Origin of the sequence: Neptunomonas sp. XY-337 (genome assembly GCF_004959845.1) — a bacterium.
Classification (GTDB): Bacteria; Pseudomonadota; Gammaproteobacteria; order Pseudomonadales; family Balneatricaceae; genus Neptunomonas; species Neptunomonas marina.
Map to the genome: position 1 here is coordinate 143,997 of NZ_SPLL01000004.1, position 25,663 is coordinate 169,659.

General features: G+C 50.4%; 28 protein-coding genes and 2 tRNA genes. 18 read left to right on the top strand and 12 right to left on the bottom strand.

The window, feature by feature from the left end; translation table 11 throughout:
* Positions 1–10: 10 nt before the first annotated feature.
* Positions 11–1,279, bottom strand: coding sequence for an imelysin family protein (locus E4L36_RS10655; protein WP_136680594.1), 1,269 nt, complete (start codon positions 1,277–1,279; stop codon positions 11–13).
* A gap of 165 nt (positions 1,280–1,444) precedes the next feature.
* Here E4L36_RS10655 and E4L36_RS10660 point away from each other — a divergent pair, with 165 nt between their 5' ends.
* The 4 genes from E4L36_RS10660 to E4L36_RS10675 all read left to right on the top strand — a co-directional run bounded on the left by E4L36_RS10660 (position 1,445) and on the right by E4L36_RS10675 (position 4,923).
* Entirely contained in the window at positions 1,445–2,602 is a 1,158-nt protein-coding gene (locus E4L36_RS10660; protein WP_136680595.1) for a cytochrome c peroxidase, read from the top strand.
* A 78-nt stretch (positions 2,603–2,680) separates the two neighbouring features.
* A complete protein-coding gene (locus tag E4L36_RS10665) occupies positions 2,681–3,226 on the top strand; it encodes an HD domain-containing protein (RefSeq protein ID WP_136680596.1) in 546 nt (181 codons plus the stop codon).
* A 63-nt stretch (positions 3,227–3,289) separates the two neighbouring features.
* Positions 3,290–3,637: a hypothetical protein gene (locus E4L36_RS10670; protein WP_136680597.1), complete on the top strand. Its 348-nt coding sequence runs from the start codon at positions 3,290–3,292 to the stop codon at positions 3,635–3,637.
* A 140-nt stretch (positions 3,638–3,777) separates the two neighbouring features.
* Complete coding sequence (locus E4L36_RS10675) at positions 3,778–4,923, top strand: hypothetical protein (RefSeq protein ID WP_136680598.1); 1,146 nt, start codon at positions 3,778–3,780, stop codon at positions 4,921–4,923.
* A 43-nt stretch (positions 4,924–4,966) separates the two neighbouring features.
* Here the strand turns inward: E4L36_RS10675 and E4L36_RS10680 are convergent, their stop codons facing one another.
* Together E4L36_RS10680 and E4L36_RS10685 are read right to left on the bottom strand one after the other, a co-directional pair.
* Positions 4,967–5,689 (bottom strand): glutathione S-transferase N-terminal domain-containing protein, encoded by a 723-nt coding sequence (locus E4L36_RS10680; protein ID WP_136680599.1) that lies wholly within the window; start codon positions 5,687–5,689, stop codon positions 4,967–4,969.
* A gap of 18 nt (positions 5,690–5,707) precedes the next feature.
* Positions 5,708–6,253, bottom strand: a complete 546-nt coding sequence (locus tag E4L36_RS10685) for a gamma carbonic anhydrase family protein (protein ID WP_127693448.1) — start codon at positions 6,251–6,253, stop codon at positions 5,708–5,710.
* Between the two features lie 81 nt (positions 6,254–6,334).
* On the opposite strand from E4L36_RS10685, the gene prlC reads away from it, so the two are divergent.
* The 4 genes from prlC to E4L36_RS10705 are packed head-to-tail and all read left to right on the top strand — an operon-like array spanning position 6,335 to position 10,158.
* Positions 6,335–8,362, top strand: a complete 2,028-nt coding sequence (gene prlC / locus E4L36_RS10690) for an oligopeptidase A (protein ID WP_136680600.1) — start codon at positions 6,335–6,337, stop codon at positions 8,360–8,362.
* 12 nt (positions 8,363–8,374) lie between these two features.
* Entirely contained in the window at positions 8,375–8,632 is a 258-nt protein-coding gene (locus tag E4L36_RS10695; protein ID WP_127693450.1) for a YheV family putative zinc ribbon protein, read from the top strand.
* Positions 8,633–8,644: 12 nt separating this feature from the next.
* Entirely contained in the window at positions 8,645–9,238 is a 594-nt protein-coding gene (locus E4L36_RS10700; protein WP_136680601.1) for a DNA-3-methyladenine glycosylase I, read from the top strand.
* A 35-nt stretch (positions 9,239–9,273) separates the two neighbouring features.
* The gene (locus E4L36_RS10705) at positions 9,274–10,158 is read left to right on the top strand and encodes a DMT family transporter (protein ID WP_136680602.1); all 885 of its coding nucleotides are present in this window, start codon (positions 9,274–9,276) and stop codon (positions 10,156–10,158) included.
* A 4-nt stretch (positions 10,159–10,162) separates the two neighbouring features.
* Here the strand turns inward: E4L36_RS10705 and znuB are convergent, their stop codons facing one another.
* Genes znuB through E4L36_RS10720 form a run of 3 tightly spaced genes read right to left on the bottom strand, consistent with a single transcriptional unit; the run spans position 10,163 to position 12,218 of the window.
* Entirely contained in the window at positions 10,163–10,957 is a 795-nt protein-coding gene (gene znuB, locus E4L36_RS10710) for a zinc ABC transporter permease subunit ZnuB (RefSeq protein ID WP_127693453.1), read from the bottom strand.
* Positions 10,958–11,731, bottom strand: coding sequence for a zinc ABC transporter ATP-binding protein ZnuC (znuC, locus tag E4L36_RS10715; RefSeq protein ID WP_127693454.1), 774 nt, complete (start codon positions 11,729–11,731; stop codon positions 10,958–10,960).
* Positions 11,724–12,218, bottom strand: a complete 495-nt coding sequence (locus E4L36_RS10720) for a Fur family transcriptional regulator (RefSeq protein WP_127693455.1) — start codon at positions 12,216–12,218, stop codon at positions 11,724–11,726. Before E4L36_RS10720 ends, znuC begins: the two co-directional genes overlap by 8 nt.
* Before the next feature lie 59 nt (positions 12,219–12,277).
* Between E4L36_RS10720 and znuA the strand changes: the two genes are divergently transcribed.
* The 3 genes from znuA to E4L36_RS10735 all read left to right on the top strand — a co-directional run bounded on the left by znuA (position 12,278) and on the right by E4L36_RS10735 (position 13,600).
* On the top strand, positions 12,278–13,252 hold the full coding sequence (gene znuA, locus E4L36_RS10725) for a zinc ABC transporter substrate-binding protein ZnuA (RefSeq protein WP_136680603.1): 975 nt from the start codon (positions 12,278–12,280) through the stop codon (positions 13,250–13,252).
* 109 nt (positions 13,253–13,361) lie between these two features.
* Positions 13,362–13,448, top strand: a tRNA-Leu gene (locus E4L36_RS10730).
* A 65-nt stretch (positions 13,449–13,513) separates the two neighbouring features.
* Positions 13,514–13,600: transfer RNA gene (locus tag E4L36_RS10735), tRNA-Leu, on the top strand.
* Positions 13,601–13,766: 166 nt separating this feature from the next.
* Here E4L36_RS10735 and E4L36_RS18070 read toward each other — a convergent pair.
* Positions 13,767–13,895 carry a hypothetical protein gene (locus E4L36_RS18070; protein ID WP_276317499.1) on the bottom strand — a complete coding sequence of 43 codons (129 nt, stop codon included), beginning with the start codon at positions 13,893–13,895 and terminating at the stop codon, positions 13,767–13,769.
* 209 nt (positions 13,896–14,104) lie between these two features.
* Positions 14,105–15,376 carry a peptidoglycan DD-metalloendopeptidase family protein gene (locus E4L36_RS10740; protein WP_136680604.1) on the bottom strand — a complete coding sequence of 424 codons (1,272 nt, stop codon included), beginning with the start codon at positions 15,374–15,376 and terminating at the stop codon, positions 14,105–14,107.
* 151 nt (positions 15,377–15,527) lie between these two features.
* Here E4L36_RS10740 and E4L36_RS10745 point away from each other — a divergent pair, with 151 nt between their 5' ends.
* The 3 genes from E4L36_RS10745 (at position 15,528) to E4L36_RS10755 (ending at position 18,442) form a co-directional block, all read left to right on the top strand.
* On the top strand, positions 15,528–16,121 hold the full coding sequence (locus tag E4L36_RS10745) for a gamma-glutamylcyclotransferase family protein (RefSeq protein WP_136680605.1): 594 nt from the start codon (positions 15,528–15,530) through the stop codon (positions 16,119–16,121).
* 79 nt (positions 16,122–16,200) lie between these two features.
* Positions 16,201–17,133 (top strand): DUF808 domain-containing protein, encoded by a 933-nt coding sequence (locus tag E4L36_RS10750; protein ID WP_136680606.1) that lies wholly within the window; start codon positions 16,201–16,203, stop codon positions 17,131–17,133.
* Between the two features lie 94 nt (positions 17,134–17,227).
* Positions 17,228–18,442: a bifunctional alpha/beta hydrolase/OsmC family protein gene (locus tag E4L36_RS10755; RefSeq protein ID WP_136680607.1), complete on the top strand. Its 1,215-nt coding sequence runs from the start codon at positions 17,228–17,230 to the stop codon at positions 18,440–18,442.
* Between the two features lie 21 nt (positions 18,443–18,463).
* Here E4L36_RS10755 and E4L36_RS10760 read toward each other — a convergent pair whose 3' ends face one another.
* Positions 18,464–19,084, bottom strand: a complete 621-nt coding sequence (locus E4L36_RS10760) for a LysE family translocator (protein WP_136680608.1) — start codon at positions 19,082–19,084, stop codon at positions 18,464–18,466.
* A gap of 72 nt (positions 19,085–19,156) precedes the next feature.
* Positions 19,157–19,663, bottom strand: a complete 507-nt coding sequence (locus E4L36_RS10765) for a Slp family lipoprotein (RefSeq protein ID WP_136680609.1) — start codon at positions 19,661–19,663, stop codon at positions 19,157–19,159.
* 132 nt (positions 19,664–19,795) lie between these two features.
* Here E4L36_RS10765 and E4L36_RS10770 point away from each other — a divergent pair, with 132 nt between their 5' ends.
* The gene (locus E4L36_RS10770) at positions 19,796–19,966 is read left to right on the top strand and encodes an oxidoreductase-like domain-containing protein (protein ID WP_136680610.1); all 171 of its coding nucleotides are present in this window, start codon (positions 19,796–19,798) and stop codon (positions 19,964–19,966) included.
* Positions 19,947–20,756: a transporter substrate-binding domain-containing protein gene (locus E4L36_RS10775; protein WP_136680611.1), complete on the top strand. Its 810-nt coding sequence runs from the start codon at positions 19,947–19,949 to the stop codon at positions 20,754–20,756. Before E4L36_RS10770 ends, E4L36_RS10775 begins: the two co-directional genes overlap by 20 nt.
* A 218-nt stretch (positions 20,757–20,974) precedes the next feature.
* Here E4L36_RS10775 and E4L36_RS10780 read toward each other — a convergent pair whose 3' ends face one another.
* Complete coding sequence (locus E4L36_RS10780) at positions 20,975–22,000, bottom strand: TIGR01620 family protein (RefSeq protein ID WP_136680612.1); 1,026 nt, start codon at positions 21,998–22,000, stop codon at positions 20,975–20,977.
* Positions 22,000–23,433 (bottom strand): YcjX family protein, encoded by a 1,434-nt coding sequence (locus tag E4L36_RS10785; RefSeq protein WP_136680613.1) that lies wholly within the window; start codon positions 23,431–23,433, stop codon positions 22,000–22,002. Before E4L36_RS10785 ends, E4L36_RS10780 begins: the two co-directional genes overlap by 1 nt.
* Positions 23,434–23,561: 128 nt before the next feature.
* On the opposite strand from E4L36_RS10785, the gene E4L36_RS10790 reads away from it, so the two are divergent.
* The gene (locus E4L36_RS10790; RefSeq protein ID WP_136680614.1) at positions 23,562–23,948 is read left to right on the top strand and encodes an acyl-CoA thioesterase; all 387 of its coding nucleotides are present in this window, start codon (positions 23,562–23,564) and stop codon (positions 23,946–23,948) included.
* 248 nt (positions 23,949–24,196) lie between these two features.
* Positions 24,197–25,660, top strand: a complete 1,464-nt coding sequence (locus E4L36_RS10795; protein WP_127693468.1) for a lipopolysaccharide biosynthesis protein — start codon at positions 24,197–24,199, stop codon at positions 25,658–25,660.
* The last annotated feature ends 3 nt before the right edge of the window (positions 25,661–25,663 follow it).

Consider the following 25,663-nt stretch of genomic DNA (forward strand, 5'->3'; position numbering starts at 1 on the left):
ATCGGTTTAATTAACCCTCAAGCACAGCCTTTGGATTGTCCAAGCTGTCAGAGCCTTCAATTTCAATCTTATCAAGCTCTAGCGCTTCGATCGCTTTCTCGATCGACTTGGTTTGCGTTGTCAGTGCATCGACAACATTCTGTACCACTTGGTTGCCCGCTTTGTTGCCGCTTGCAATCAGTACATCGAATGTATTGCCGTCTTGCGCCTCATCAACCATTTTCTGCATCGCAGCTTCTGTTGAATTCAGCTCAGCACGCAGTTGCTTATCAACTGCTGGCGCTTGCTTTTTCAGCAAATCAGATAGACTTGGGCCAGACACTTTGGAACCATCAACACGCGTGTACTCACCTAAGTAAACATTTTTGATGCTTTTTGCATCATAGTAATGTGACCAGTGCGTGTTGTCCGAGAAGCAATCATGCTCCTCTTCTGGATCATGCAGCATCAAGCCTAGCTTGATACGCTCGCCTGCAAGCTCACCGTAAGACAAGCTCCCCATACCTGTTAGCATGGTCGCCAAGCCACCTTTCTCACCTTTCGCCGCTAGCTCTTTGCGCGCTGCGCCGCCCTCTTGCCAGTTACCTACCATCTCTTCGAGATCAGTGATCAATAGATTGGTAGCCGCCATCAGATAGTCGCGGCGGCGATCACAGTGACCACCTGTGCAGTTATCTGTGCTGAAGTCCGTTGCCGGGCGTTTACCTGCGCCTTTGTCGGTGCCATTCAAATCCTGACCCCACAGCAAAAACTCAATGGCGTGGTAGCCCGTTGCAACGTTCGCTTCAACTTCATCAGCTTCATGCAATGTTTCTGCTAATAGCTCAGGCGTGATGTTAGATACATCAACGGTGCTGCTGCCGACTTTAAGCTGCTTATTAGCAATCACGTTAGCTGCGTATAAACCGTTTTCATCAGACTCTTCGCCATAAGACCCTGCATCAACGTAGTCAATCAGGCCTTCATCCAGCGGCCATGCATTCACTTTGCCTTCCCAATCGTCCACGATCGCATTACCAAAGCGGTAAGCTTCCGTCTGCTGGTAGGGTACACGTGCGTCGATCCAAGCTTGCTTCGCGGCTTGTAGGTTTGCCTCAGTTGGCTCTTTCAGTAGCGCTTCAATTTTTGTTTTCAGCACTTTAGCGGTTGTCAGTGAATCCGCATACGTTGCCTGAGCAATATTTCCGTATGTATTCAGAACATCAGAAACATTGGCTGCAAAGGCAGCAGGCGCAGACGCAAGCGAGATAGCAAGCGCTAGCGTTGAGAAAGCTTTCATCAGGACACACTCCATCTTGTGATTGATATTTGCACGAAAATATAAACAATAACCATTCTTGTTTCAATTTTGTTTTTCCTTGAAGCTAACAAAATTGATTGAGATCATTACAAAAAGCCCTGCAGCTTCGCTATTCTTACGCTTTCTATGCTTTCGGTTACCCCCATGAAAAAACTCTACCCAGCAGCCCTTCTTCTGGCCGTTGTCGCGTCCAGTGCTTATGCGCAAGATGAGATTCACTCGGATGAAAAGCACCTCAACCAGAAAGTGTTGCTTGGTCAGCAGCTCTACTTTGACGCGAATCTGTCGAAGAACGGCACGCAATCGTGCGCTACCTGTCACGCACCAAACGCAGGCTTTGCTGATCCGCGTGGTCAAGGCGTTGCTGCCGCCGTATCGTTAGGGGACGATGGGCACTCATTGGGTGATCGCAGTGCACCAACGGCCAGCTATGCCGCATTTACACCGGTATTTCATCGGAACAAAGCGGGTAACTATGCGGGCGGACAATTCTGGGATGGACGTGTTAACACGCTAGCTGAGCAAGCGATGGGACCACCAACCAACCCTATCGAGATGGGGATGCCCAACAGTGCCGCAGTGGTGGCGCGCATCATGGCGAACAGCCACTATGTTGAGCAGTTCAAAGGGATCTACGGGGACGCTATCTTTTCTCAACCTGAAGCGGCTTACACTGCTATGGCGGATGCGATCCAAGCGTTTGAAAAAACAGAGCTGTTCTCTCCTTTTGATTCCAAATACGACCGCTTTTTGCGCGGCGAATATGAGTTCACCCCGCAGGAGGAGTTAGGCCATACACTGTTTTTCTCGCAACAGTTCACCAACTGCAACCAATGCCACCAACTGCGCGATGCACCCGGCCGCAAGCAAGAAACCTTCAGCAACTACGAGTACCACAATATCGGCGTTCCCGAGAACACCGCTTTGCGAGCGCTGAATGGAGCCTCAGGTCCAGATCTGGGCTTATGGCAGCACCCAGCTATCGATGATCCCCAACAGAAGGGGAAATTCAAAACACCTACACTGCGCAATGTCGCGGTAACAGGCCCTTACATGCACAACGGCGTCTTTAAAGATCTACGTACCGTGGTGCTGTTCTACAACAAATATAACAGCAAAAGCGCTAAGCGCCAAATCAACCCGGAGACCGGCGCAGCATGGGCGGCCCCCGAGGTCGCTGAGAACCTCTCGATCGACACGCTAGAGATGGGGCCAGCGCTTAATGATAAGCGCATCGATGCGCTGGTGGCCTTCTTAAAAACGCTCACCGATAAGCGCTACGAGCATCTACTAGCGCAGTAGCCCACCTGTCACATGGTTTTCATACCGGTTGGATAAACTGCGGCACCGTTTATCCAACCAACTAAGATGAGACCAACCATGCAAAACGTGATCGACGAGATAGTTGCTATCTATGCCGAACATGGCGAGAAAACCTACGGCGAAGGTATCTCGCAAACCGAACACGCAGTACAGTGCGCACAACTAGCAGTGCTTGCGCAACAGCCACCTGAGATGGTAACCGCAGCGCTGCTGCACGACATTGGCCACCTTATTGATGAGGTCCACCCACAGCACGGCAACTTTAAGCATGACAAAGCCGGTGCCGACTACCTCCAAGATCTGTTTCCCCCGGCGGTGACCGAGCCCATTCGCTTACATGCCCAAGCTAAACGCTACCTGTGCACTATGGAGCAGGGCTATCTAGAGACACTCTCAGAAGCTTCACGTTATTCACTAAAGTATCAAGGCGGGCTGATGACGGATGAGGAGCTAGATGCCTTCGAGGATGAGCCCTTCTTCACCGAGAGTTTGCAGCTGCGCTACTGGGACGATCAGGGAAAAGACCCTGAACTGGCCGCAATACCTTTTAACCAGTTCAAGGATCAGATGGCTAAAGCCATGTTTAGAAGAATCTTGCAGTAAAAGCTTCACATTTCTACACTGATATCTGCAAAAGAAGTTGTTAAGGATAACAATAGTACAAAAATGAATAACACAGGGAAAAATGGTTGCTGCAAAGGTCAAACGGCTCACCATGTGATTCCTGATACATGGATGAAGGGTTTTGAAAGTTGCCCGGAATATGAACGTAAAGCGGGCTTATCCATTTGTGTGGAAGGCACTAGTCATTCACAAGGCGGTTCTCATGAAAAAATACACACAGAGCTCGATAAGATTTTAAAAAATAAAAAGCTTATCGATACTGCATCTAAACCACGAAAAATTTTACAACCGGAAATAAGTTTTAAAGACGCTAAAAAATGGTGGTTGAATCTATTCTTAAAACATTCCCATTATCGGGTTGTAGTGCAAAATGTCTGTTGGCGCAAATAGAAGATTATTATGATGAACTTTGTGGTTCAACTAGTGGCAGTATGCCATTAACGGATCATAAAACCGCTGCAAAGTGGAATGGTGACCCAAGTGCAGAATCTAATAATACAGGTTCCGGTGATTTAGATTTTGGAGGATAAATGAAAAGGTCAGAATGGGATAACTGCCTGAAAGGCTTTAGTATTGTAGATTGTGCTATCAAAAATAATAGAGCGGCTTACCTGTTAGCTGTTGTTGATAATTTTGACAGGCGGAAAAAGTTTGAAGAATGGAGGGTTATCAGCTGGGCACCTGATTTCTTTCCTGCAGGAAAAACCATCTCTAAATCGGTTTTTAAGAATTTACGTTCAGTCCCTTCCTTAGCCGTCGAAGGTGAACCGTATAATCGCTTATATTTAGCAGATACTGGGGGATACGGTTACTTAGTGGGCTCAGGTGATGAGGAAGCACCAGCTATAGAAAAGCTAAAAACTTTTTGGGAAGAACTTTATATACTGACCTTCGCCTGTGTCTATAAGCGTAATGCTGAGACAAACGAATGGGAAGAAATTAATCTTCCTGAATCCCTCCTTGAAGATAACCGTTCCAAAAGAGGGAGAAGAAGATATGTATTGACAGACTTTGATGCTTTTTCTTCTGACGCGTTCTATTTGCTTGATTCAGAAGGCATAGTCCTCTATCAAGAATCTGGAGAATGGCAAGAAGTTGATTTAAAAAGTCTTGGCTATAAAAAACTGCAAACCGACGGTATCTGCTGCGGCCCGGATGGTTGGGTCTATATTTTTGGTAAAGATGAAAAGGGCGGGAAAATCTTTCAGGGCAAAGGTAGTAAATGGAAAGTGATCTGGGAAGCCAGCAATGAAATCTACCATATCGACTTTGTTGCTTATCAGGATCACGTGATTCTAAGCAACAGCCACATGCTTGTTAAAATCAAAGATGGCCAGATAGAACGTTTTAATCCACCTATCTATTGTAAATACCTCAGCGTGCGTGATGACCTGCTAATGATCGCCAGTGGCAGCGAGGCTGCTATCTACGACGGTAAAGAATGGAAAGTGATTATCAGTCCGCTGTTTAATGAAGACGGTGCCTATGAGCCTGAGTCCTTACGCCTTAGTACGAATGAAGCAGCACTACTTAACAATACACTTGAAGCGACGGAAAGCGACAGCGCTGAAGAAGCCGAAGCGATAATCGAAGAACTGAAAACATTGGACGAAACCGCCATCGCGGAACTGCAGACAAATATCTATAACTCGGTCAAAAAAGATCTCAAGAAGTGATGGTTAACATTATGGATGTATCCAAAGCATTACTTCACAAAGACTACCCCTCTCTTGATGGTATCTGCCAACCGCGGCGCACAGCATCCCGAGCGTCAAAGCGCGCGATATAGGCCTGCACATGAGGGAAGCGGTGTAGCTCCACTTGGTCATCAACTTTGTAAAACTTCGATAGCGTCTGTAACCACGGCGCCACGGCAATATCAGCGATCGAGAACTCACCCACCAACCACTCTTGATCCGCTAGTGCGGCATCTATCACCGTGAGCAAGCGCTTCGCTTCATTGATGTAGCGCTCACGCGGGCGTGGATCTTCGATCTCTTTGCCAGCGAACGCACAGAAGTAACCCAGTTGCCCAAACATTGGCCCAACACCGCCAATCTGAAACATCAACCATTGGGTGATTTTAAGCCGTTCAGCGGCGCTATTTCCCAACAGTTTTCCATATTTATCCGCCAGATAGAGCAAAATCGCACCACTTTCAAACAAACCAAGCGGTTTACCATCTGGGCCATTCGGATCAATGATAGCGGGAATTTTATTGTTGGGATTAAGGGATAAAAACGCATCACTTTTCACATCTTCATCGGTTAATCGCACACGATGCACTTCGTAATCGACGCCCAGCTCCTCAAGCATGATCGAGATCTTCACGCCGTTGGGTGTCGGAAACGAGTAAAGCTGCAGGCGCTCCGGGTGCTGCGCGGGCCAGCGTTTAGCGATGGGGTAATCGCTCAGCGTTGCATAGTCCTGTTGTTTCACCATCAACTCCTTACATTATGTTTAGGCTTGGCTGGGAAGCTCAGCAAGATGCTGATCCTTCAGCTTACGATAATTCTCGGCGGTGTAGGTAAAAAACGAGCGCTCTTTTTCAGTCAATTCACGAGCGGCTTTTGCTGGCCGACCCACATAGAGATAGCCGCTTTTCAAAACTTTACCCGGTGGCACTAAACTGCCTGCACCTAGTACTACATCATCCTCAATCACTGCACCATCCATCACCATAGCGCCCATCCCAATCAACACGCGGTTGCCCACAGTGCAGCCATGTAAAGTTGCTTGATGCCCCACGGTAACGTGGTCACCAATGGTGAGCGGAAATCCGTCTGGATTAAAGGGGCCTGCATGGGTGATATGCAGCACAGAGCCATCTTGGATACTGGTGGTATGGCCAATGCGAATACGGTGCATATCACCACGAATGACCACCAGCGGCCAAACAGAGCTATGATCACCTAAGGTGACATCACCCAGCACGACAGCCGTTGGATCAATAAAGACCTGTTCCCCCGTGACGGGCGTTTTTCCTTGAAAACTTCTGATCGACACAACACACCTCCGGCTTGCATACTGATGAAATGACCCCATTGTATACTATCAATATGACTCAGATGACGACCGGAGAGATTGATGAGTAACCCGTTATTGGATAGCGCCACACTGCCCCCATTCGCAGCCATCAAACCAGAGCACGTCACACCAGCGATCGATCAATTACTCGCAAAGGCACGCTCCGTTGTGGCGGATGTGACGCAGAACGATCAGCTCAGCGACTGGGACAGCGTTGTTGCTCCACTCGACGCGGTAAACGATGCAATTGCTAATGCGTGGTCGCCGGTCTCCCATATGAACGCCGTCGTGAATAGTGATGAACTGCGCGAAGCGTATAACGAAAACCTCGGCAAACTCTCCCAATATTGGACCGAGCTTGGCCAAAATGAGGCGCTGTTTAAAGCCTATCAACGCGTTGCGCAGCAGCCAAACCTATCACCCGCACAGCAAACAGCGCTGGCCCACAACCTGCGGGACTTCAAGCTTTCGGGCATAGACCTGCCGGATGATAAAAAACAGCGTTTCGCCGAAATTCGCCAGCGTTTATCGGAACTCTCGACTAAGTTTTCCGAAAATGTAATGGATGCAACGCAGGGCTGGACCAAACATATCACCGATGCAGATGCACTCGCTGGCTTACCTGATATCTCGCTAGCTGCGGCTGAGCAAGCGGCACAAGCGAAGTCTCTAGAGGGCTATCTGATTACGCTTGAGTTCCCCTCTTTCTATCCTGTGATGGCGCATTGTGATAACCGCGAGCTGCGTCGTGAAGTCTATGAAGCCAATGCAACACGCGCGTCCGATCAAGGCCCTAACGCCGGCCAGTGGGACAATAGCGCGGTGATGCAAGAAACGCTCAACCTGCGCAAAGAGCTCGCGGCGCTACTAGGTTTTGACTCCTACGCCGACTACTCGGTTGCCACAAAAATGGCGGAGTCACCCGAACAAGTGCTTGGTTTCTTGAATGACCTTGCAGACAAAAGCGTTACCGCAGCGCGTACGCAGCTCAGTGAGCTTGCCGAATTTGCCAAAGAGACCGATGGCCTAGCTGATCTACAAGCGTGGGATGTCACGTACTACTCCGAGAAATTAAAAGAGCAACGCTACGCTATCTCACAAGAGATGCTGCGCCCCTACTTCCCGTTTCCAAAAGTGGTAGAGGGCATGTTTGCGGTGGCGGCGAAGCTGTTTGATATTGAGATCAAAGAGGTCGCTGAGTTTGATAGTTGGCACAAAGATGCCCGCTTTTTCACGATCAGTCGTGCGGGTGAGCAGATTGCGAGCTTCTACCTTGACCCCTTTGCCCGCTCACACAAGCGTGGCGGGGCTTGGATGGATGTATGCCGTAATCGCTATCGCCAACAAGATGGATCGTTGCAGCTACCGACCGCGTACCTTGTCTGCAATTTCAACGGGCCTGTCGGAGATAACCCGGCGTTGCTGACTCACGATGAAGTCACAACGTTGTTCCACGAATTTGGGCACGGTCTCCATCACATGCTGACCCAAGTTGAAGTCGCTGATGTCAGCGGTATCAATGGAGTTGCGTGGGACGCGGTGGAGTTACCGAGCCAATTTATGGAGAACTGGTGTTACGAGCCCGAAGCGCTGGCACTGATCTCAGGCCACTACGAAACAGGCGAGGCACTGCCACAATCGCTACTTGATAAAATGCTCGCGGCGAAGAACTTCCAGTCGGCACTGATGTTGGTACGCCAATTGGAGTTCTCATTGTTCGACTTCCGCCTGCACCATGAGTACGATCCGCAGGCCACCAATATACAAGCGCTGTTAGACGATGTTCGACAGCAGGTAGCGGCGGTGACACCACCAGCGTTTAACCGCTTCCAGCATAGTTTTAGCCATATCTTTGCAGGTGGTTACGCGGCCGGTTATTACAGCTATAAGTGGGCGGAAGTGCTCTCGGCTGATGCCTTCTCCCTCTTTGAGGAGGTGGGTATCTTTAATCAAGAAGCCGGACAGCGCTTCCGCTCGACGATCCTCGAACAGGGCGGATCACAGGAGCCAATGGCACTGTTTGTCGCGTTTCGTGGCCGTGAACCAAGCGTCGATGCGTTGCTGCGTCATTCAGGTATTCAATCCTAGGAGGAACCCACTATGTCAGTGGTAAAACGTTTTGTTGCCGGGGCAGTTTGCCCACGCTGCGGTGAGATGGACACGATTCGTGTATATCGTAACGAACGCCGCGAGTATCGCGAGTGTGTGCGCTGCGACTATGTCGACGGTCAAAACCTCGATGGCACGCCTGAGGATGTCGCAGAACTTGAAACGCGCGTGAACAAAAAAGTAGAGCTTGAGCCCGCTCAACCACTCAATTTTGTTGCAAACCCTGGTTCGCAACGCCGCGACCACTGATAGGCGATTACCATGTGCCAACGCTGCTATTGGGCCACCCATTCAGAGCTAGAACAGGCTTACCATGACGCTGAGTGGGGGATGCCCCAAACAGATGATCGCCTGCTGTTTGAGTTTCTTGTCTTGGAGGGTGCCCAAGCAGGCTTGAGTTGGCGCACCGTATTGGAAAAACGCGAGGGTTATCGAGCACTGTTCGATAACTTCGACCCCGCTAAAATAGTCCACTACAACGATGAATACCTAGCTCAGTTGCAACAAGACTCGCGCATTATCCGCAACAAGTTGAAGATCGCCTCGGTGGTGAAAAATGCGCGTGCGTTTCTTGCGATTCAAGCCGAATACGGTAGCTTTGCACGCTACTTATGGTCTTTTGTGGATAACCGCCCACTGCAAAACCATGTGGATGATTACCGTAACGTGCCGGCTGAAACCGCTGAGTCACAAGCCCTTTCCAAGGCACTCAAAAAGGCAGGCATGACGTTCGTTGGGCCAACCATCTGCTATGCCTATATGCAGGCAATCGGTATGGTTAACGATCATGAAGTCAGTTGCCACCGCTACGACGCCTGCCGCATCGCTGGCGAAACCTTCCAACGACCTCAATAGCTTCACCGTAAGCTACACATAACTAAGAGAACTCTATGAACACCGTTGCTTCTGCATCGCTAGTGCCCATCGGCGTCCGCTATATGCTGCTCTCTGCTTTAGGATTTGCTTTGATGGCGGTATGCGTGAAAGCCGTTAGCTTGCAGGGTATCCCTGTATTAGAGATTGTTGCGGCCCGCTCGCTCGTCTCGCTATTGATCAGCTATGTTGATGTGAAGCGAAAAGGTATCTCGATGTGGGGAGAGCGTCACGCACTGCTAACAGCACGCGGCGTGGTGGGGACGGTCGCTCTGATCTGCGTATACTACTCGGTCTCGACGCTACCGCTGGCAGAAGCCACGATTCTTCAATACCTCTATCCGCTGTTTACGGCGCTTCTCGCTCTGATATTTCTCAACGAACGCATTCAGCGTGCCACTGCGCTCTGTTTACTGCTCTCTATCACGGGGTTAATCGTTATTGTCCGACCAGAGTTCTTGTTCGGTGGCACAATGGCGCTCCCGACTCTAAGTGTCGGAGCCGCGCTGGTGGGCGCACTGGGCAGTGCCATCGCTTATGTTTTCGTGCGACGCTTGAGCCAAAGTGAAGATAGCTCGGTTATTATCCTCTACTTCCCGCTGATCGCACTGCCGGTATCGCTCACACTGATAGTGATGCAAGATGCATTTGTTATGCCTTCGCTCAGTACGCTAGTACTACTGCTCTTGGTCGGCGTGTTTACTCAAGTGGGGCAAGTGGGACTCACCAAAGCGATGCAAACAGAAGAGGCCGGTAAGGCTAGCGCCTATGCCTACGTACAGGTGATCTTTTCGATGCTGCTGGGATGGATCTGCTTTGCTGAAATTCCAACGCTTTGGACATGGGTTGGCGGTAGCCTGATCATCTTTGGAGCCCTGATCAACCTACTCTGGAAGCGTTAACCCGTTAAATACGGGCACGCTTAAGTGGCAGTAGATAGATCGCTAAAAACTGGATCAGCGCAGCGACCACAACGGTTGGTCCGGCAGGGGTATCCCACTGCCATGAACCGCTGATCCCCGCCAATACCGCTACACAACCAATGAGCGATGCAAACAGTGCCATCCGCTCTGGCGTTGAAGACAAACGCCGTGCCGCAGCGGCGGGAATAATCATCAGCGAAGTGATCAGCAGAACACCTACGATCTTCATGGCGATCGCGATCACCAACGCGATCAGCAGCATCAAAATCAAACGTGTACGGGCCACATTGACACCCTCGACCTGAGCGAGCTCCTCATTAATGGTAATGGCTAGCAGATCATCCCAGCACCATTTGAGCATCCCTAGTACCGCCGCACCCCCCACGACAATCCAAATCAAGTCCTGCAGGCCAACTGCTAATAGATCACCAAACAGAAACTCCATCAGATCCACGCGCACGCCATCTAAAAACGAGACCGCCACCAAACCCAGCGACAGAGCACTATGCGCCATAATACCCAGCAGCGTATCCGTGGCGATAATCCGCTGCTTTTGTAAACTCACCAGTAACACTGCCAACACCAAACAACAGAGCACCACGGCCAAATTCATGTTGATATCCAACAAGAAACCCAACGTGACACCCAGCAGTGCAGAGTGCGCCAAGCTATCGCCAAAATAGGCCATGCGCCGCCACACCACGAACGCACCTAACGGCCCAGCAATAAGCGCGACACCTAAGCCGCCCAGCACGGCATATAACAGAAAATCGTACATCTAACGGCAGCACTCCGATGGCTGTGGTTGGTCAGCAATCACGTCGCCATGTGTGTTATGACGATGATTGTGATGATGGCTATAAAGCGCCAAGCTATCAGCACCGCGCTGACCGAAGAGTTCAACAAAGGAAGGATCATTACTCACGTGCTCAGGGCGTCCTGAGCAGCAGACATGGTGGTTTAAGCACACCACATGGTCAGTTGAGGACATCACCAAGTGTAAGTCGTGTGAAATCATCAACACACCGCAACGCCGCGCTTTACGGATCTGCGCAATCAAATCGTACAGTTCAACCTGGCCGTTAATATCAACACCCTGCACCGGCTCATCCAGTACTAACAAATCAGGGTTACGCAGCAGCGCTCTTGCCAGCAGAACACGCTGCGTTTCGCCGCCAGATAGATCATGCATCGAGTGATTAAGCAGGTAATCTGCGCGCACTGCCGCGAGCGCCGCTTCAATCTCAGCCATCGCTTTAATACCCGATGTCTGCATAAAGCGCAGCACGGTAAGGGGAAAAGTCCGATCGATTTGTAGCTTCTGAGGCATATAGCCGACTTTCAAGTTCGGCTGACGCCAAACAACACCCAGCGTAGGCTTCATCAAACCTAAAACGACCCGCACTAACGTGGTTTTACCTGCACCATTAGGGCCAATCAGCGTCGTGATGCAGTCTTTGTGCAAGTTGAGTGAGATATTCTGTAACACATGGTTGCTTCCAAAACGGATATCCACATGCTCCAAGCGAACCAAATCCACTGGCTCAGCCATGTTCAGTACCTTTCTGACAGTTCGGGCACGTGCCAGCGATTTCGACGATCTCTGACTCCACCCTAAAGCCCACCTCTTCAGCTCGGCGGCTAACAGCCGTCAATACATCGGGCGCGTCGAGTTCTACCGCGCTTTTGCATTGCGTGCAGATTAAAAAACTATTCGTACAGCGATGATCTGGGTGGCTACAACCGATAAATGCATTCAGGGACGCTATACGATGAACCAACCCTTGCTCTTGCAGAAAATCAAGCGCGCGATACACCGTTGGCGGCGCCGAGTTAAAACCCGCCTCTGCCATAGCAGGAAGTAATTCATAAGCCCCAAGCGGCCGATGACTTTGCCAAATCAACTTAAGCACCAACTCACGAATCGGTGTCAGGCGCAGCTGACGCTCACGACAGCGCTCGGCAGCCTCACGTAGCGCGGTATCAACACATTTTGAGTGATCATGCTCTGGCTGAAACGCCACTTCACTGTTCTTCATAGGCAGCATCTTTATGTTTTGTTATATTGTAACAACTAATTATTTAGGAAACAGTTGCGATGTTTAGAAAACTTTTTTTCCCTATTTTTCTTCTACTCTCTGCGCCTTTCGCGGCCGCTGAGGTTCGCGTTGTGGCTAGTATAACGCCTTTACAGCTCATCGCAGCCGAAGTTCTTGATGGTATTGCGAAGCCTGAGGTACTCATCCCACCCGGCGCTTCTCCCCATGCTTATTCACTGCGCCCATCCGATACCCGTAAAATTCATGATGCCGACCTTGTCGTTTGGGTGGGGCCTGAGCTGGAGCAGTTTTTAACAAAGCCAATCAGCCAATCCAACGCGACAAAGCTCATGTTGCTGGATGATCAGGCCAGACTGCACGCGCAACAGCACGCAGGTGAAGATGGTCACGAAGGTCACGAAGGTCACGAAGGTCACGAAGGTCACGAAGGTCACGAAGGTCACGAAGGTCACGAAGGTCACGAAGGTCACGAAGGTCACGAAGGTCACGACCATGGTGGCGTAGACCCACACATCTGGCTAGACCCCTTCAATGCACTGGCTGCAGCAGAAAAGCTGCGTGACCAAGTCATCGCGATTAAGCCGGAATATACAGCGCAACTGAACAGCAACTACGACGATTTCGCTGCACGCCTGATCGCCGTTGACCGCCAACTACAACGCCAATTGAACCCACTTAGCGGTCAAGGTTTCATCACATTCCACGATGCCTATCAGCACTTTATTGGCCACTATAACTTAAAGCAGATCGATAACTTCACCGTGAATCCAAGCCGCAAACCTGGTGCCAAACATCTTGCGCAACTGCGCGACAAGATCGCTGCCAGTGAAGCGGTTTGCATCTTTAGTGAGCCACAGTTCAGCGACGCACTAGTGCGCTCCATCATCGGTAGCAACCCGATTAAAACGGCAGAGCTAGACCCATTGGGGCAGGATGTGAGCGCTGAAAAGGGCGCGTATATCACGTTTCTAACCCAGTTCAGCCAGCAATTCGTTGACTGTCTCGGCCAATAGTTTAGCCCACCCAAACACCCCAAAATGGCACGCTATCTAGCGTGCTATTTTTTTATTTGAAGTGCTTCACAAACAAAAAGGCGCTCTATATAATGCTGCCCTCTTTCGAGCAGATGTGGTGGAATTGGTAGACACGCTAGCTTCAGGTGCTAGTGCCTTCACGGGCGTGGGAGTTCGAGTCTCCCCATCTGCACCAAGATACAATCACGTATCCGGTGCGACTTGAAAGAATTCAGCGCAGCCGCTCAAGCATGCGCAAACGCAGATGTGGTGGAATTGGTAGACACGCTAGCTTCAGGTGCTAGTGCCTTCACGGGCGTGGGAGTTCGAGTCTCCCCATCTGCACCAATCATTGTTTTCCGATAAGATCTTACTTCGCACTTAACTCTTCACTTCGCGCTCAACTTCGTTGGCAAACATGCGCCGCTTGCGTAGACAATGTCACTTTCGTTACTCTCAAAACCAAAAAAGCCGAGCAAGCCCGGCTAAAAGAGTTGGTAGGAGACTTCGGTGTTTAATTAGACAGCAACACCAACTGCATAATCGCTGGAAAGATAGCAACGAGTAGCCCGACCAAAACCATCAATACCGATGGCACAATACCGATCACTTCTACGCCGCTTTCATCATGTGCACTACCCATGGCTCTACTCCTTTCATAACTGTGTGAGTTACTCAGTAGATAGCAAGCGATATACCAACTTTTACAAAGCCAGTAAGACTTTGATTTTAAAAGATAAAGAATATATCGAGTAGCGTAGCTATGATTGGCACAAAGCAAAAGCTGACATATCCGACAATCTAAACAAAAAAGCTGCCATTTTTGGCAGCTTTTCTAAGCTTATTAAAATATCAGCTTGCGTCGGCTTTCATCAGTGCGAGCGCCTTAGCCACCTTCGCTTTGAAAGGTTTACGCTCTCTTCCTTCAATTTCAGTCATGATTGGGATATCAGCAGACATCGCATTCACAGGACGATTATTGATATGCAGCTCATAGTGTAGATGCGGGCCTGTTGAGCGGCCTGTATTACCTGATAGCGCAATTTTCTGGCCACGAGAAACCGTTTGCCCTTTGCGTACATAAGACTTACTGAGGTGCAGATAACGGGTTTTATATTTCTGACCGTGGCGGATCTTGATGTAGATCCCAGCATAAGGGTGGCGTTTGGACTCAATCACTACACCATCGCCCGTCGAATAGATCGGTGTTCCAATCGGGGTAGCGAAGTCAGTGCCATTGTGAGGACGTATTAAGCGCGTTACCGGATGGCGGCGTTTAGGATTGAAGGGAGAAGAGATACGATAACGCTTCTTCAACGGATAGCGTGAAAATGCGCGCTCTAGGCCCGTTCCCGTCTCGTCGTAGTAACTATCTTTATAGAGGAATGCGGTAAGCTCGCGCTTACGGTTGAGTATGCGCACAGCTTCGACCCGCGTTTCGCCGGTCTCTTGTCCATCGACCATCTGCTTTGCACGCACAACCTGAAACTGATCGCCTGCTCGAAAGCCTTTATTAAAGTTGAGCTTATTCTTGAACAGCGCCGAGATAGACATGATATCGCCCGCGGTTAAGCCACTGCGCTTGGCTGACAGGTAAAAGCTGCCCCGCACCTCGCCACTCAAGACCTCCTCTTGCCAGTCGCCCGGTAAAATGGTGACGTTGTACTCAAACCCCTTGCCCGGCGCACGCACATAAGTCACGCGATGCGCCAAACTAAACTCAATCTCAAGCTTGCTCAGCTCACGGCTGGCAGGATCTAGCCAAAAACTCAGCTTATTACCGGGTTTCAACGTATCCAGCGCAAGTACCGCAAGATCCGTTTCCAAGATCTCGTACATGGTTTTTTGCGGGATTCTTAAGGTATCAAAAATACCACTGAGCACATCGCCCTTGGCAATCTCATATTCGTAATCGGCTAGGCGTGCACGCTGGCTGCTATCCGTTGTGATATCACCAAACTCAGCTTCGCTAATCTGCAGGGGCAATCGCACATTACGCTCCGCGGTCTGTGATGACAGAAGCAGCAGTAAGAACACCATGATTGCCAGTACGGATGAGAGCAGTTTATGTAATTTGGGTAAGCTCGACCAAAACTGGTCAGCGCTGAGAAGAAGTTGCCGCATAAAGTCGTGAGGTAGCTCGAATAGGTCGTTTTGCGAAGCCCATATAGTAACGAGGTTAGTATTAAAAGCGAAGCCAACTCCGCTGCTGGCTTGTACGCGATATCCAAGAGCAGGTTACAATAGCCGTTTATCATCAATTGGGTAGGTAGGAATGAGCAGGCATTATATCTTTGGCTATGGCAGCTTGATCAATGGCATTAGCCGCTCAGCCACGGGTGAGACAGGCCAAAGCTGGCCAGCTCGCGTGGCCGGTTACGAGCGCCATTGGTCGGTGATGAGTGATGAGTTTGGCATGAGTTCGGTGGCCGTTGTGCCTAAAGCTTCGGCACACTGCAACGGCGTTATCGTCGAGGTAGCGGAGTCAGAGTTACCGGCGTTTGATCATCGTGAGCAAGGCTATCAACGCAGCGCAGTGCCTCTTTCGCGTTTAACATCACTCTCCGAAGCGCCTCTGCCGCAGGGCAATATTTGGATCTATCATACCGATGCGATCACCGCACCCTGCCCTCAAAACCCCATTGTGCTTAGCTATGCTGATGTGATCCTTGCTGGCTGCCATGAGATCAGTGCCGCTTTTGCGCTGGAGTTTCTCAACCATACCCAAGGCTGGCATTTCCCCACCCTGAACGACCGTGCCCAGCCGCGCTATCCTCGGGTACAGCGCCAAATAGCTACACCTGTCATTAACCAACTCATTGATGGCGTTGTGAACTTAACATCAGAAGAACTCAAGAAAGGTTACTAACCCAACACCGCGCAAGTAATACAGGGTTCATAGCCCTGTGCTAATGTGACGCGCTGTTTATATTTAAGGAAGGAAAGTCATGGCTGGTGCTAGCTTACTCGCTCTACTTGATGATATTGCCACGCTGCTAGACGACGTTGCAGCCATGACTAAGGTTGCGGCACGCAAGACAGCCGGGGTACTCGGTGACGATTTGGCCCTCAACGCGGAGCAAGTGTCCGGTGTTAGAGCCGAACGCGAATTACCGGTCGTTTGGGCGGTCGCAAAGGGGTCGCTCAAGAACAAAGCGATTCTGGTGCCAGGCGCGCTCGCGATTAGCTATTTTATCCCGTGGCTGATCATGCCATTACTAATGCTAGGTGGCTTATTTCTTTGCTTTGAGGGCGTCGAAAAGCTCGCTCACAAATACCTTCACGAAGACGAAGAGACCGAAAAAGCGGCGCTCAAGGCGGCCTTTCACGATCAACAAGTGGACCTTGTTGCGTTTGAAGAGCAGAAGATCAAAGGGGCCATTCGCACCGATTTTATTCTCTCGGCTGAGATTATCGTCATCACGCTAGGTACCGTGGCTGGCGCAAGCTTAGTGACACAGTTTTCAGTACTGGTGGGTATTGCGCTACTGATCACCATTGGTGTTTATGGGCTTGTTGCCGGCATCGTCAAGCTAGATGACCTAGGACTTTACCTCACCCAACAATCGAGCGCGTTTAAAAAAGCCGTGGGCGAAAAGATATTAGTCGCCGCTCCTTGGCTAATGAAAACGCTAGCGGTTGTTGGTACAGCCGCCATGTTTATGGTGGGTGGCGGTATTCTTAGCCATGGCATTGCGGTGGTGCACCATGCGATAGAGGCGGCAGGCACTTATGCTGCGGGCATTGAGGGCATTGGCAGCGTACTGAGCTTTTTAGTGCCGACTCTGCTAGAGGCACTCTTTGGTATTGCGGCAGGTGCAGTCGCCGTCACTTTGGTGACGCTGGGCAGCAAACTCTTTAAAAGAGAAGCTGCTCACTAAATAAACTATCACCTCGATAGCAAATTCTTACTGGTGTTGCGTTTGGGCATCGTCAATACTGCCTCTCATCCGAGTTCAATCTGTGAGGAAGACGATGAAGACGCAACGCCTTGAGTTTACAGGACATGATGGCTCTACCCTTGCCGCTCGACTAGACCTCCCCAGCGGCACACCCGCTGCATTCGCGCTTTTTGCACACTGCTTTACCTGCTCTAAAGATATTCCCGCAGCACGACGCATAGCACGTCGTTTAGCCTCATTGGGGATTGCCGTGTTGCGCTTTGATTTTACGGGGCTTGGGCACTCTGATGGCGAGTTTGCTAATACCAATTTCAGCTCAAATATCCACGACTTGATCTTGGCAGCAGACCTACTGCGCAACGATTTTCAAGCACCACAGCTGCTCATTGGCCACTCTTTAGGGGGCGCTGCGATATTAGCCGCCGCCGACGCTATTCCTGAAGCCAAAGCTGTTGTTACGCTCAATGCACCGGCATCCCCAGACCACGTGCTGCACAATTTCTCAGCAGATTTGCCACAGATCTGTGAGCAAGGTGAAGCCGATGTTGATCTGGCGGGACGCACCTTTAAGATTAAGCGCGGCTTTGTGGACGATATCTCCGCTCAGTCCCTGAGTGAAAAGGTAGAGAAACTGCGCAAAGCGCTGCTAATCATGCACGCTCCGCTGGATACAACAGTTACGGTCGATAACGCCGCAACACTCTTCCAGCAAGCGCACCACCCGAAAAGCTTTATTACATTAGATGATGCCGACCATCTGCTCACCAAAGCAGCTGACGCAGAGTATGCCGCCGAGATGATCTCAACATGGGTGCAGCGCTACATCGATATCCAAACACTGCCTAAGCTCATGGATGCTCCCGAAGGTGTAACCCGCGTTAGCGAAGCAGACCCAACCAGCTTCACACAAGATATCAGTGTATCGGGCCACCACTTGATCGCCGACGAACCAGCCAGCTACGGTGGCCATTACCTAGGCCCAACGCCCTACCAATTGGTATCTGCGGGGCTAGGCGCCTGCACCGCAATGACAATTCGTATGTATGCGGGCCGTAAGAAGATCGCATTAGAACACGTCGAGGTGGATATTAAGCACGACAAAATTCACGCTACCGATTGCGACCAGTGCGAACAAACAAGCGGTAAGATCGATCAGTTTGTTCGTGAAATCAGACTGAGCGGCGAGCTAACAGAAGCAGAAAGACAGCGGCTACTCGAGATCGCAGACCGCTGCCCCGTACACAGAACACTTGAGGGCGAGATCGATATCGCCACCAAGCTTGTCTAATTAACAGTGACTCATAACACATTAACTGGAGCGGGTTGCTAAATAAGCACCCGCGCCAATCATCAACGACCCCGCTGAGCGATTCAAACGGCGCATAGCAACAGGGGAGCTAAACTGACGTCTGGCCATAGACGCAAATCCAGCCACAAGGGTTAGCCCCATCATCAATGCCACCAGCGTCAGTACAGATGCGAGCACAATATCACTAAACACCAGCGCGTTTAGGTCCATAAAAGTTGGCAAAAACGCAATATAGAACAGAATCACCTTTGGGTTGGACGCCGAGATTAAGAATCCCTGCACGAAACTGCCGGTACGCCCAGGTACCGCGGTGCTACTCGCCTCACCTTCGGTATCAAGTGGCGTGGTCCACAGCTTCCAGCCCAGATAGCATAAGTATGCCGCACCCGCCCACCGAATGACGGTAAACAGCTCGCCCCAGTGCTCTGCTATCGCTGCCAAGCCTAAACACGCGAAGATTAGGTAGCAGATATCGCTGATCACCATGCCAAACGAGAGCCAAAAGCAAGAGCGCCCTCCTAACACCAGCGCTCGCGCGAGAATAGCAAAAATACCCGGCCCTGGCGTAATGCCAAAGATGAAAATCGCTACAAAAAACGTTAAGGCACTCTCAAATGTCATGTCAGTCTCGCTCGATATGCGTTGTAGTAATATGCGACGTTTGCGAAGGTCAGAAGATTCAGACCAAGCCGCTTAGTACCGATAGTAAATGGGTGTGTGCAGAATAAACGGGGTTCTGTACACCGGCTCTATTTGAGGCGTTTTCTCCGGCCAAAGATGAACTTTAGTCTGTTTTAATACCGGAAATCGATACGTGTACTCGCCTATTTTATCGGTCTCGGGAGCTGACACCGTGCCAAGAATCGTAATCGAACGGCCCGGTTTATAAATTTCACTGTCGAGAAAACCGTTCACATAGGCTTTGAAACGGCCCGCACTCTGGTCAGATCCCTTATTCGGATAGGCCGAACTATCTAGCTCAAAGTGCACCACCTCGATCACAGTGTGCTCGGCAAGGTTCGTAACTGCAGCGATCGTACCACCCCAGCGCGCCATGACACCCTGCGAGGGCTGGGTTAGCGATTGCGCCTCTATGTAGCTCACCAGCGGCTGAGTTTGCTCAACGTCCACCGACTTAGGCACGGATGAACACCCGATCAACCCAAAAGCTAAGAGAAAACTGATGGCTAAACGCGTCATAATAGATCCTCCTGTGATGGCTCAACGGCATCGCTGCTGCTCACCCTCTGGGTAAGGAATGCACGGCGAGCAGTTGAGACTTACAAAAATCGGTTTAGACTTAAATCATAATACGATGTAACGAGGTATAACATGAGTAACCCCGAGCGCCCCACACCACCTGGCGATTATGAGTGTTGCGAGTCAGGCTGCGAGCCATGCGTCTGGGACACCTATTACGCTGAGTTAAACGCTTGGCAAGCAAAACAAGCGGCGACAACACAAACAGAAGAGTCTGCCTCCAATGATGAGACACGCAGCTAGACTAACGCTCATTAGCCTACTGCTCTGGGCTAACGCTGTGGCCGCAGGCGCACCCACCAAGATAACGGTTATTGGAGATCAAAGTTACCCACCCTTCTCCTTTTTAGACGAGGGTAAACCAAGCGGTATCTATGTCGACGTACTCACAAAGGTGTTCGCTCAGTTACCAGAGTATGATATCGATATCATGATGATGCCTTGGCGGCGGGGCCTGGCCGAGATTAAAAATAGCCGAGCTCTCGCGATCTTCCCCCCCTACTACTTCCCAAAAGAGCGACCCTATATTGGTGCGTACTCCATCCCCATCTTAACCGAGCATGTGGTCTTGATGTGCGATTCCAGCCGCGTGAGCGGTACCCAGACACTCATCTGGCCGCAAGACTTTAAGCGCAAACGCATTACGGCCAACAAGGGCTATCTACTCACACCAGACTTTCTACAGAGCATCGCCACTAACCATATGACCCATATCGAAGTTTCTGGTGCACGCAGTGCTATCCATATGATGTTACTAAACCGAGCCGACTGCTTTATGCATGCAGAGCTCCCTACGCGATGGGAGCTTGGCCAGCTGACGAAAGAGCAACCCGAGCTCGAGAAAAAGCTGACAACGCTTCACTTTACCGGCACCCAAATTGGCCAATCGGGCTACATCGGTTACAGCGCTGACACCGTTCGTTACCCCTTTCGTGACCAGTTTCGAGCAAAAGTGGATCGCGTGTTAAAAGCACTCATAGCGAACGGCGAGATACAAAGCATCATCGACCGTTACCGCAATCAGTTACCCTAACTACTCACAAAGCAGCTTCATAAATGCATGCCTCAGACTGTTAATAACTCAGTCAAACTACGTGCATAACCTATGGAAAAACGGGGATAACTAAGATCATATCTGTTATTATTCACAAAACAGCGTTAAATAATTATCAACATTTTACTCTATTGATAACGGATACTTAACGAGGCCCATTGCGCTTATACACATTATTCCCAGCATATACACAAGGTTTATCCACTTTTCCTATTGAGGTCTTGCTGTATCGCTGCCGATATTGTGGATAGATCTAACTTCACATGTCCATCATCCGGTAATGGTCGGCACAATCGCATCGCATGCAAACCCGATCGAGCTGTGAATAACCCCGCACCAATACCTTGTCCAATACGTGCAGATACCGCACCGCTCAATGACCCACCCAACACGTGAGTCCCGGCGTGTATTGTGACTTCGCTCAAACCTGCAAACGCGATGTTGTGCAGTACGCCTTTGAGCAACTGCCACTGCGCGGTTGCCCCCGCAGAGATACCGTAAATTTCCGCAAGCTCGCGGAGCATTCTCAAGTTACGCCATCCCACCAGCCACATATCAAAGGTGGCAAAGGGGCTAACGGCGACCAAGACCCCCGAGTGGACGCTATAGCGCTGAATACAGCGTTTTGCGGCCTCATCTTGTTGCGCCAGCCCGTGTGCTGATAGATAACGCACAACCTCTTTGTCATTGTAAGCGCTATCAAGTTGGTGGACTGCTGCAAGAAACTCCTGCTTAGCGCCCCGAGTATTATCTTGATAGTGAGCTTCGATCGTTTTGATCAACTGGATGGCCTCACCTTGGCCTTCTGTCATTTGCTGTGCGCGTGCCCGAATATCCTCACGCGCTTTTAACTGCCGCAACCCTCGCATCCCTTGTAATAGCCACATGCCCGCACTGACAACCGCCGTCGTCACAACAGCAACCGCCACATAACCCACCGTCATATGGAGCGAAAATGCCCAATCAACCAAGCGGTTCACTTCGCTCACAACGGCAGCAAAGAGGACGACACCTGCCGACAACGCAAACACTTTACGCCAACGCGATTTCCGCACTCGTGCGGCAGGTTCACGCTCCACCTTGGGAGCTTCTTCAGTGACCGATACCGCTTGCTCCACAGGCACTTCGCGCGCGTGAGCAAACGACTCATCCTGCGCTGGTTGATGATCGACCTGATCAAGCGGGATATCAACAGGGGCTTGCCATTGCTTTTTGTCCGACATTAAAACAGATCTCCTAATAGATACTCGATCGCCTGATCGAGGCGAATATGGTGCTCAGGCCGTAGTTGCTGCATTGGTAGCTTACGCGGCGCAAAATCAACAAAGCGAAAGCGCTGACTGTGCCAGTCTTTCTCTGTGGGTAGCTCAATAGGCACCTCGCCTGGAAATAGTGCCACGGGCTCACCAGTCGCTTTCTTGTAACCCTTCAAGCACGAGATCGTTTGGCCATCTAACACCGCTTCAGCCGCTTCGGTAGAGCGCACCGATGCCAACGCCATACAGGTGGTCTCTATCCCTTCAAACTGCATCTCCCGTCGAGCATCCGCGATAATTAGTTCAAGAAAGCGATCGAGGTTGTGGTGCTGATTCGCTGTTACATGATCAGCTTTGGTCGATGCAAAGAGAACCTTATCGATACGCGGACTCAACAAGCGCCGTAAAAACCCAGATGGGCCATAATTGAAGCTTTGCAACACATCCGTGACTGCCAAGCGCATATCATCAAAACATTGCTGTCCCTTGTTTAACGTTTTCAAACAATCCACAAGCACCACTTGGCGATCGAAACGGGCAAAATGCTCGCGATAAAAGCGCTTAACGACCTGCTCACGGTAATCAAGATAACGCTGCTCCATAACACGATAGCCACTGTTATCCTCAAGTGTCTCAGCCGGTTTCGCCGCTATCAGCGGAAATAGCTCGATGAGTGTGTCGTTCTCTAACTCAGCAGGCAGCACCGCCCGCCCGGGCTGAATGACACTCATGCCGTACTGCTCACTACGAAAGAGGTGGAGCAACTTAACGTATTCACGATTCAAAATACTCAGTTGCGCCTGATCGACCGGCTGCGACCAATCGATTGCCGCTTGAGCCGCCAGCCAATCAGCTGCCAGAGCGGCGCGCGGCGCCAAGGCAAAGAGCTCCCGCTGCTCACTGCACCACTGCTCGAAGGACTTATGCAGCAACGGCAGATCGAGCAGCCACTCTCCGGGGTAATCGATAATATCGACATACAACGTTGCTATATCACTGACTAAACGCTGCAAACGGCTCGCGGGCCGGTAGCGTATCGCCAAACGGACTTCTGACAGACCCGTTGTGGACGCTGGCCATGTGGGCGGCTCTGCCGCAAGGTTTTGCACCGCCGTTTGTAATGGAAACGCGTGGTCTTTATCCACAGGCAACAGCTTTACACTGATAATTTGGTCGCTACTTGATAGCGCAAAAAATGGCAACGACTCTCCCTTGTCAGATGCCAACAGGTGCTGAGTGAGTGCGGTAATAAACACCGTTTTTCCACTGCGGCTCATGCCCGTCACAGCAATACGCACATGACGATCTAACCCGTGCTCCAGCACATCTTTAACCTGACCGTGCAGATCATCTACCAGATCATCACCCAGTAGCCCCTTAAGACGCTTTTTCAGACCCATAAATCTTCCCTATAAGCTCATTACCCCTAGTGTGACAGAGTTAAAATGAATCGGTGCGAAAAACAGTGTTGCCTTTTCAGCTAAAACGGGAAAAGGCATGATGAGCGCTTAAGCACTGGAGGTGATGTATGAGTGAACAACCACAAGGGCGCCTGACAACCCGCACCGTAGCTATGCCCGCAGACACAAACCCGGCGGGCGATATTTTTGGTGGCTGGGTATTGTCACAGATGGATATGGCAGCCGGTATCTGCGCCGGAGAGCGCGCTCAATGCCGCGTGGTAACCGTCGCGCTAGACAGCATGAGCTTCATCCGCCCCGTTAAGATTGGGGATATCTTAGGTGTTTATACCGAAGTCGAGTCCGTCGGCCGCACATCAATGAATATCCATGTTGAAGCATGGGTGCGACGTGGACGCATCGGGCACCGCGAGAAAGTGACAGAAGCGATTTTTAAATTTGTCGCAATTGATAGCGAAGGTAAACCCACCCCAATCCCTGAGCTGGAAGAGTAATCGTACTACTGCGCCATTCTGCACGTTTCTAGTGTCCATAGATAACGTGCAAGTGCGTAGTTACCGCCATCGCTAACCGGTAAATAATGCTCAACGCGCTACCCGATTGCCGCGACTAATCACCTTAGACATCAAATAATTAGACCGAGCAGCGCGAATATCTCATCACATTTAATGGTTCATTAATGATGCAAGCGCCATACTGTAATATTATCTGCTAAAACCTACCCACAGAACAGGAACAACTGGTGACCAACAAACTTAGGATGAGCTTCGCGTGGTCCTTCGCTTCGCGCTACTTAGTAATCTCATTAAATTTTGTTTCTGTGATTGTGCTGGCTCGTTTATTAACGCCAGAAGAGATCGGGATATTCTCTATCGCAGTTGCTCTGCTCGCTATCGGGCAAGTCATTCGCGATTTCGGTATTTCAGATTATATTATCCTCGAAAAAGATCTCACCAAATCGAAGTTGGCATCCGCCTTTACGATATCGTTATCGATCTGTTACTCCCTTGTTGCGCTCTTCTACTTCCTCAAAGGACCGATCGCCAGCTATTACGGCCGACCAGAAATCGAGGATGTTATTTCGCTGCTGCTAATTAACTTTTTGCTCATTCCTTTTGGCACACTGACACTCTCAGTATTAAAGCGTGAGATGCAGTTTCAAAAGTTAATGCTGGTTGAGGTCAGCTCTACAGTCGTTAACTGTACCGTCTCCATCAGCCTAGCTTATCTTGGCTTTAGTTATATGAGTTTGGGATGGGCCGCTATCTCAGGCACCGCAACCACGATTGCGCTACTCATCTTCTTTAGACCTGCCATCATTCCCTGGCTTCCCGGTTTTAGATCCATTCCTGCGGTTATCTCTTTTGGCTGGAAAATGAGCTGGTCATATATCGCTAACCACCTAACCCGCTCGGCACCTGAGATCATTGTTGGTAAAGCAATTGATGCACAAGCCGTCGCTTTACTCGGTAAAGGTCTGGCAACCACTAGCATGTTTACCGATCTGGTGTATCAGGGGATGCTGCAAGTCATACAGCCATATTTCGCGCAAATTAAGCATAGCGATGGAGACCTGAAGGGCGTATTTTTCTATTCGACAACAGCGCTTACCGCCGTCGCATGGCCATTCTTTAGCTTCTTCATTTTAATGTCCGATGAAGTCGTATTGTTCCTTTTCGGTGATCAATGGACCGCTTCTGCACCATTACTGCAGCTCGCGTCATTGGCGGCGATGATCTATTTCAGTATTACGCTGACAGAGCGAATTTTAGTGACCCAAGGTAAAACAGGGAAAGTTGCTCAGCTGCACACCTTCTATCTGATCATCACCATCATTTTACTTATCATCACAGCGCAGATCAGCTTGTATGCAGTCGCCGCGGCGTTTGTTGCTGAAAAGGCGATTCGTGCCATTATTCTCTATCGCGAACTGGGCAAATGTATGTCAGTTACCCTCGCCGACTTTAAACCCATGTTTGTACAAAGTGGCGGTGTCACCTTGCTCTGTATCGCAACAATCGTAGCGATCCAGTTCAGCGGTATCACGGCCACATGGAATGAGTTTTGGTCCCTGCTATTAACAGGCATCTGCTTTGTAGCCGCATGGTTAGGTGGCCTCTATCTGTTCCGCCACCCGCTCCATACCGAGGTTACCAATATTGTGCTAACCGTGAAGCAACGCATTCTCAAACAGGCGGCGAGCTAACGT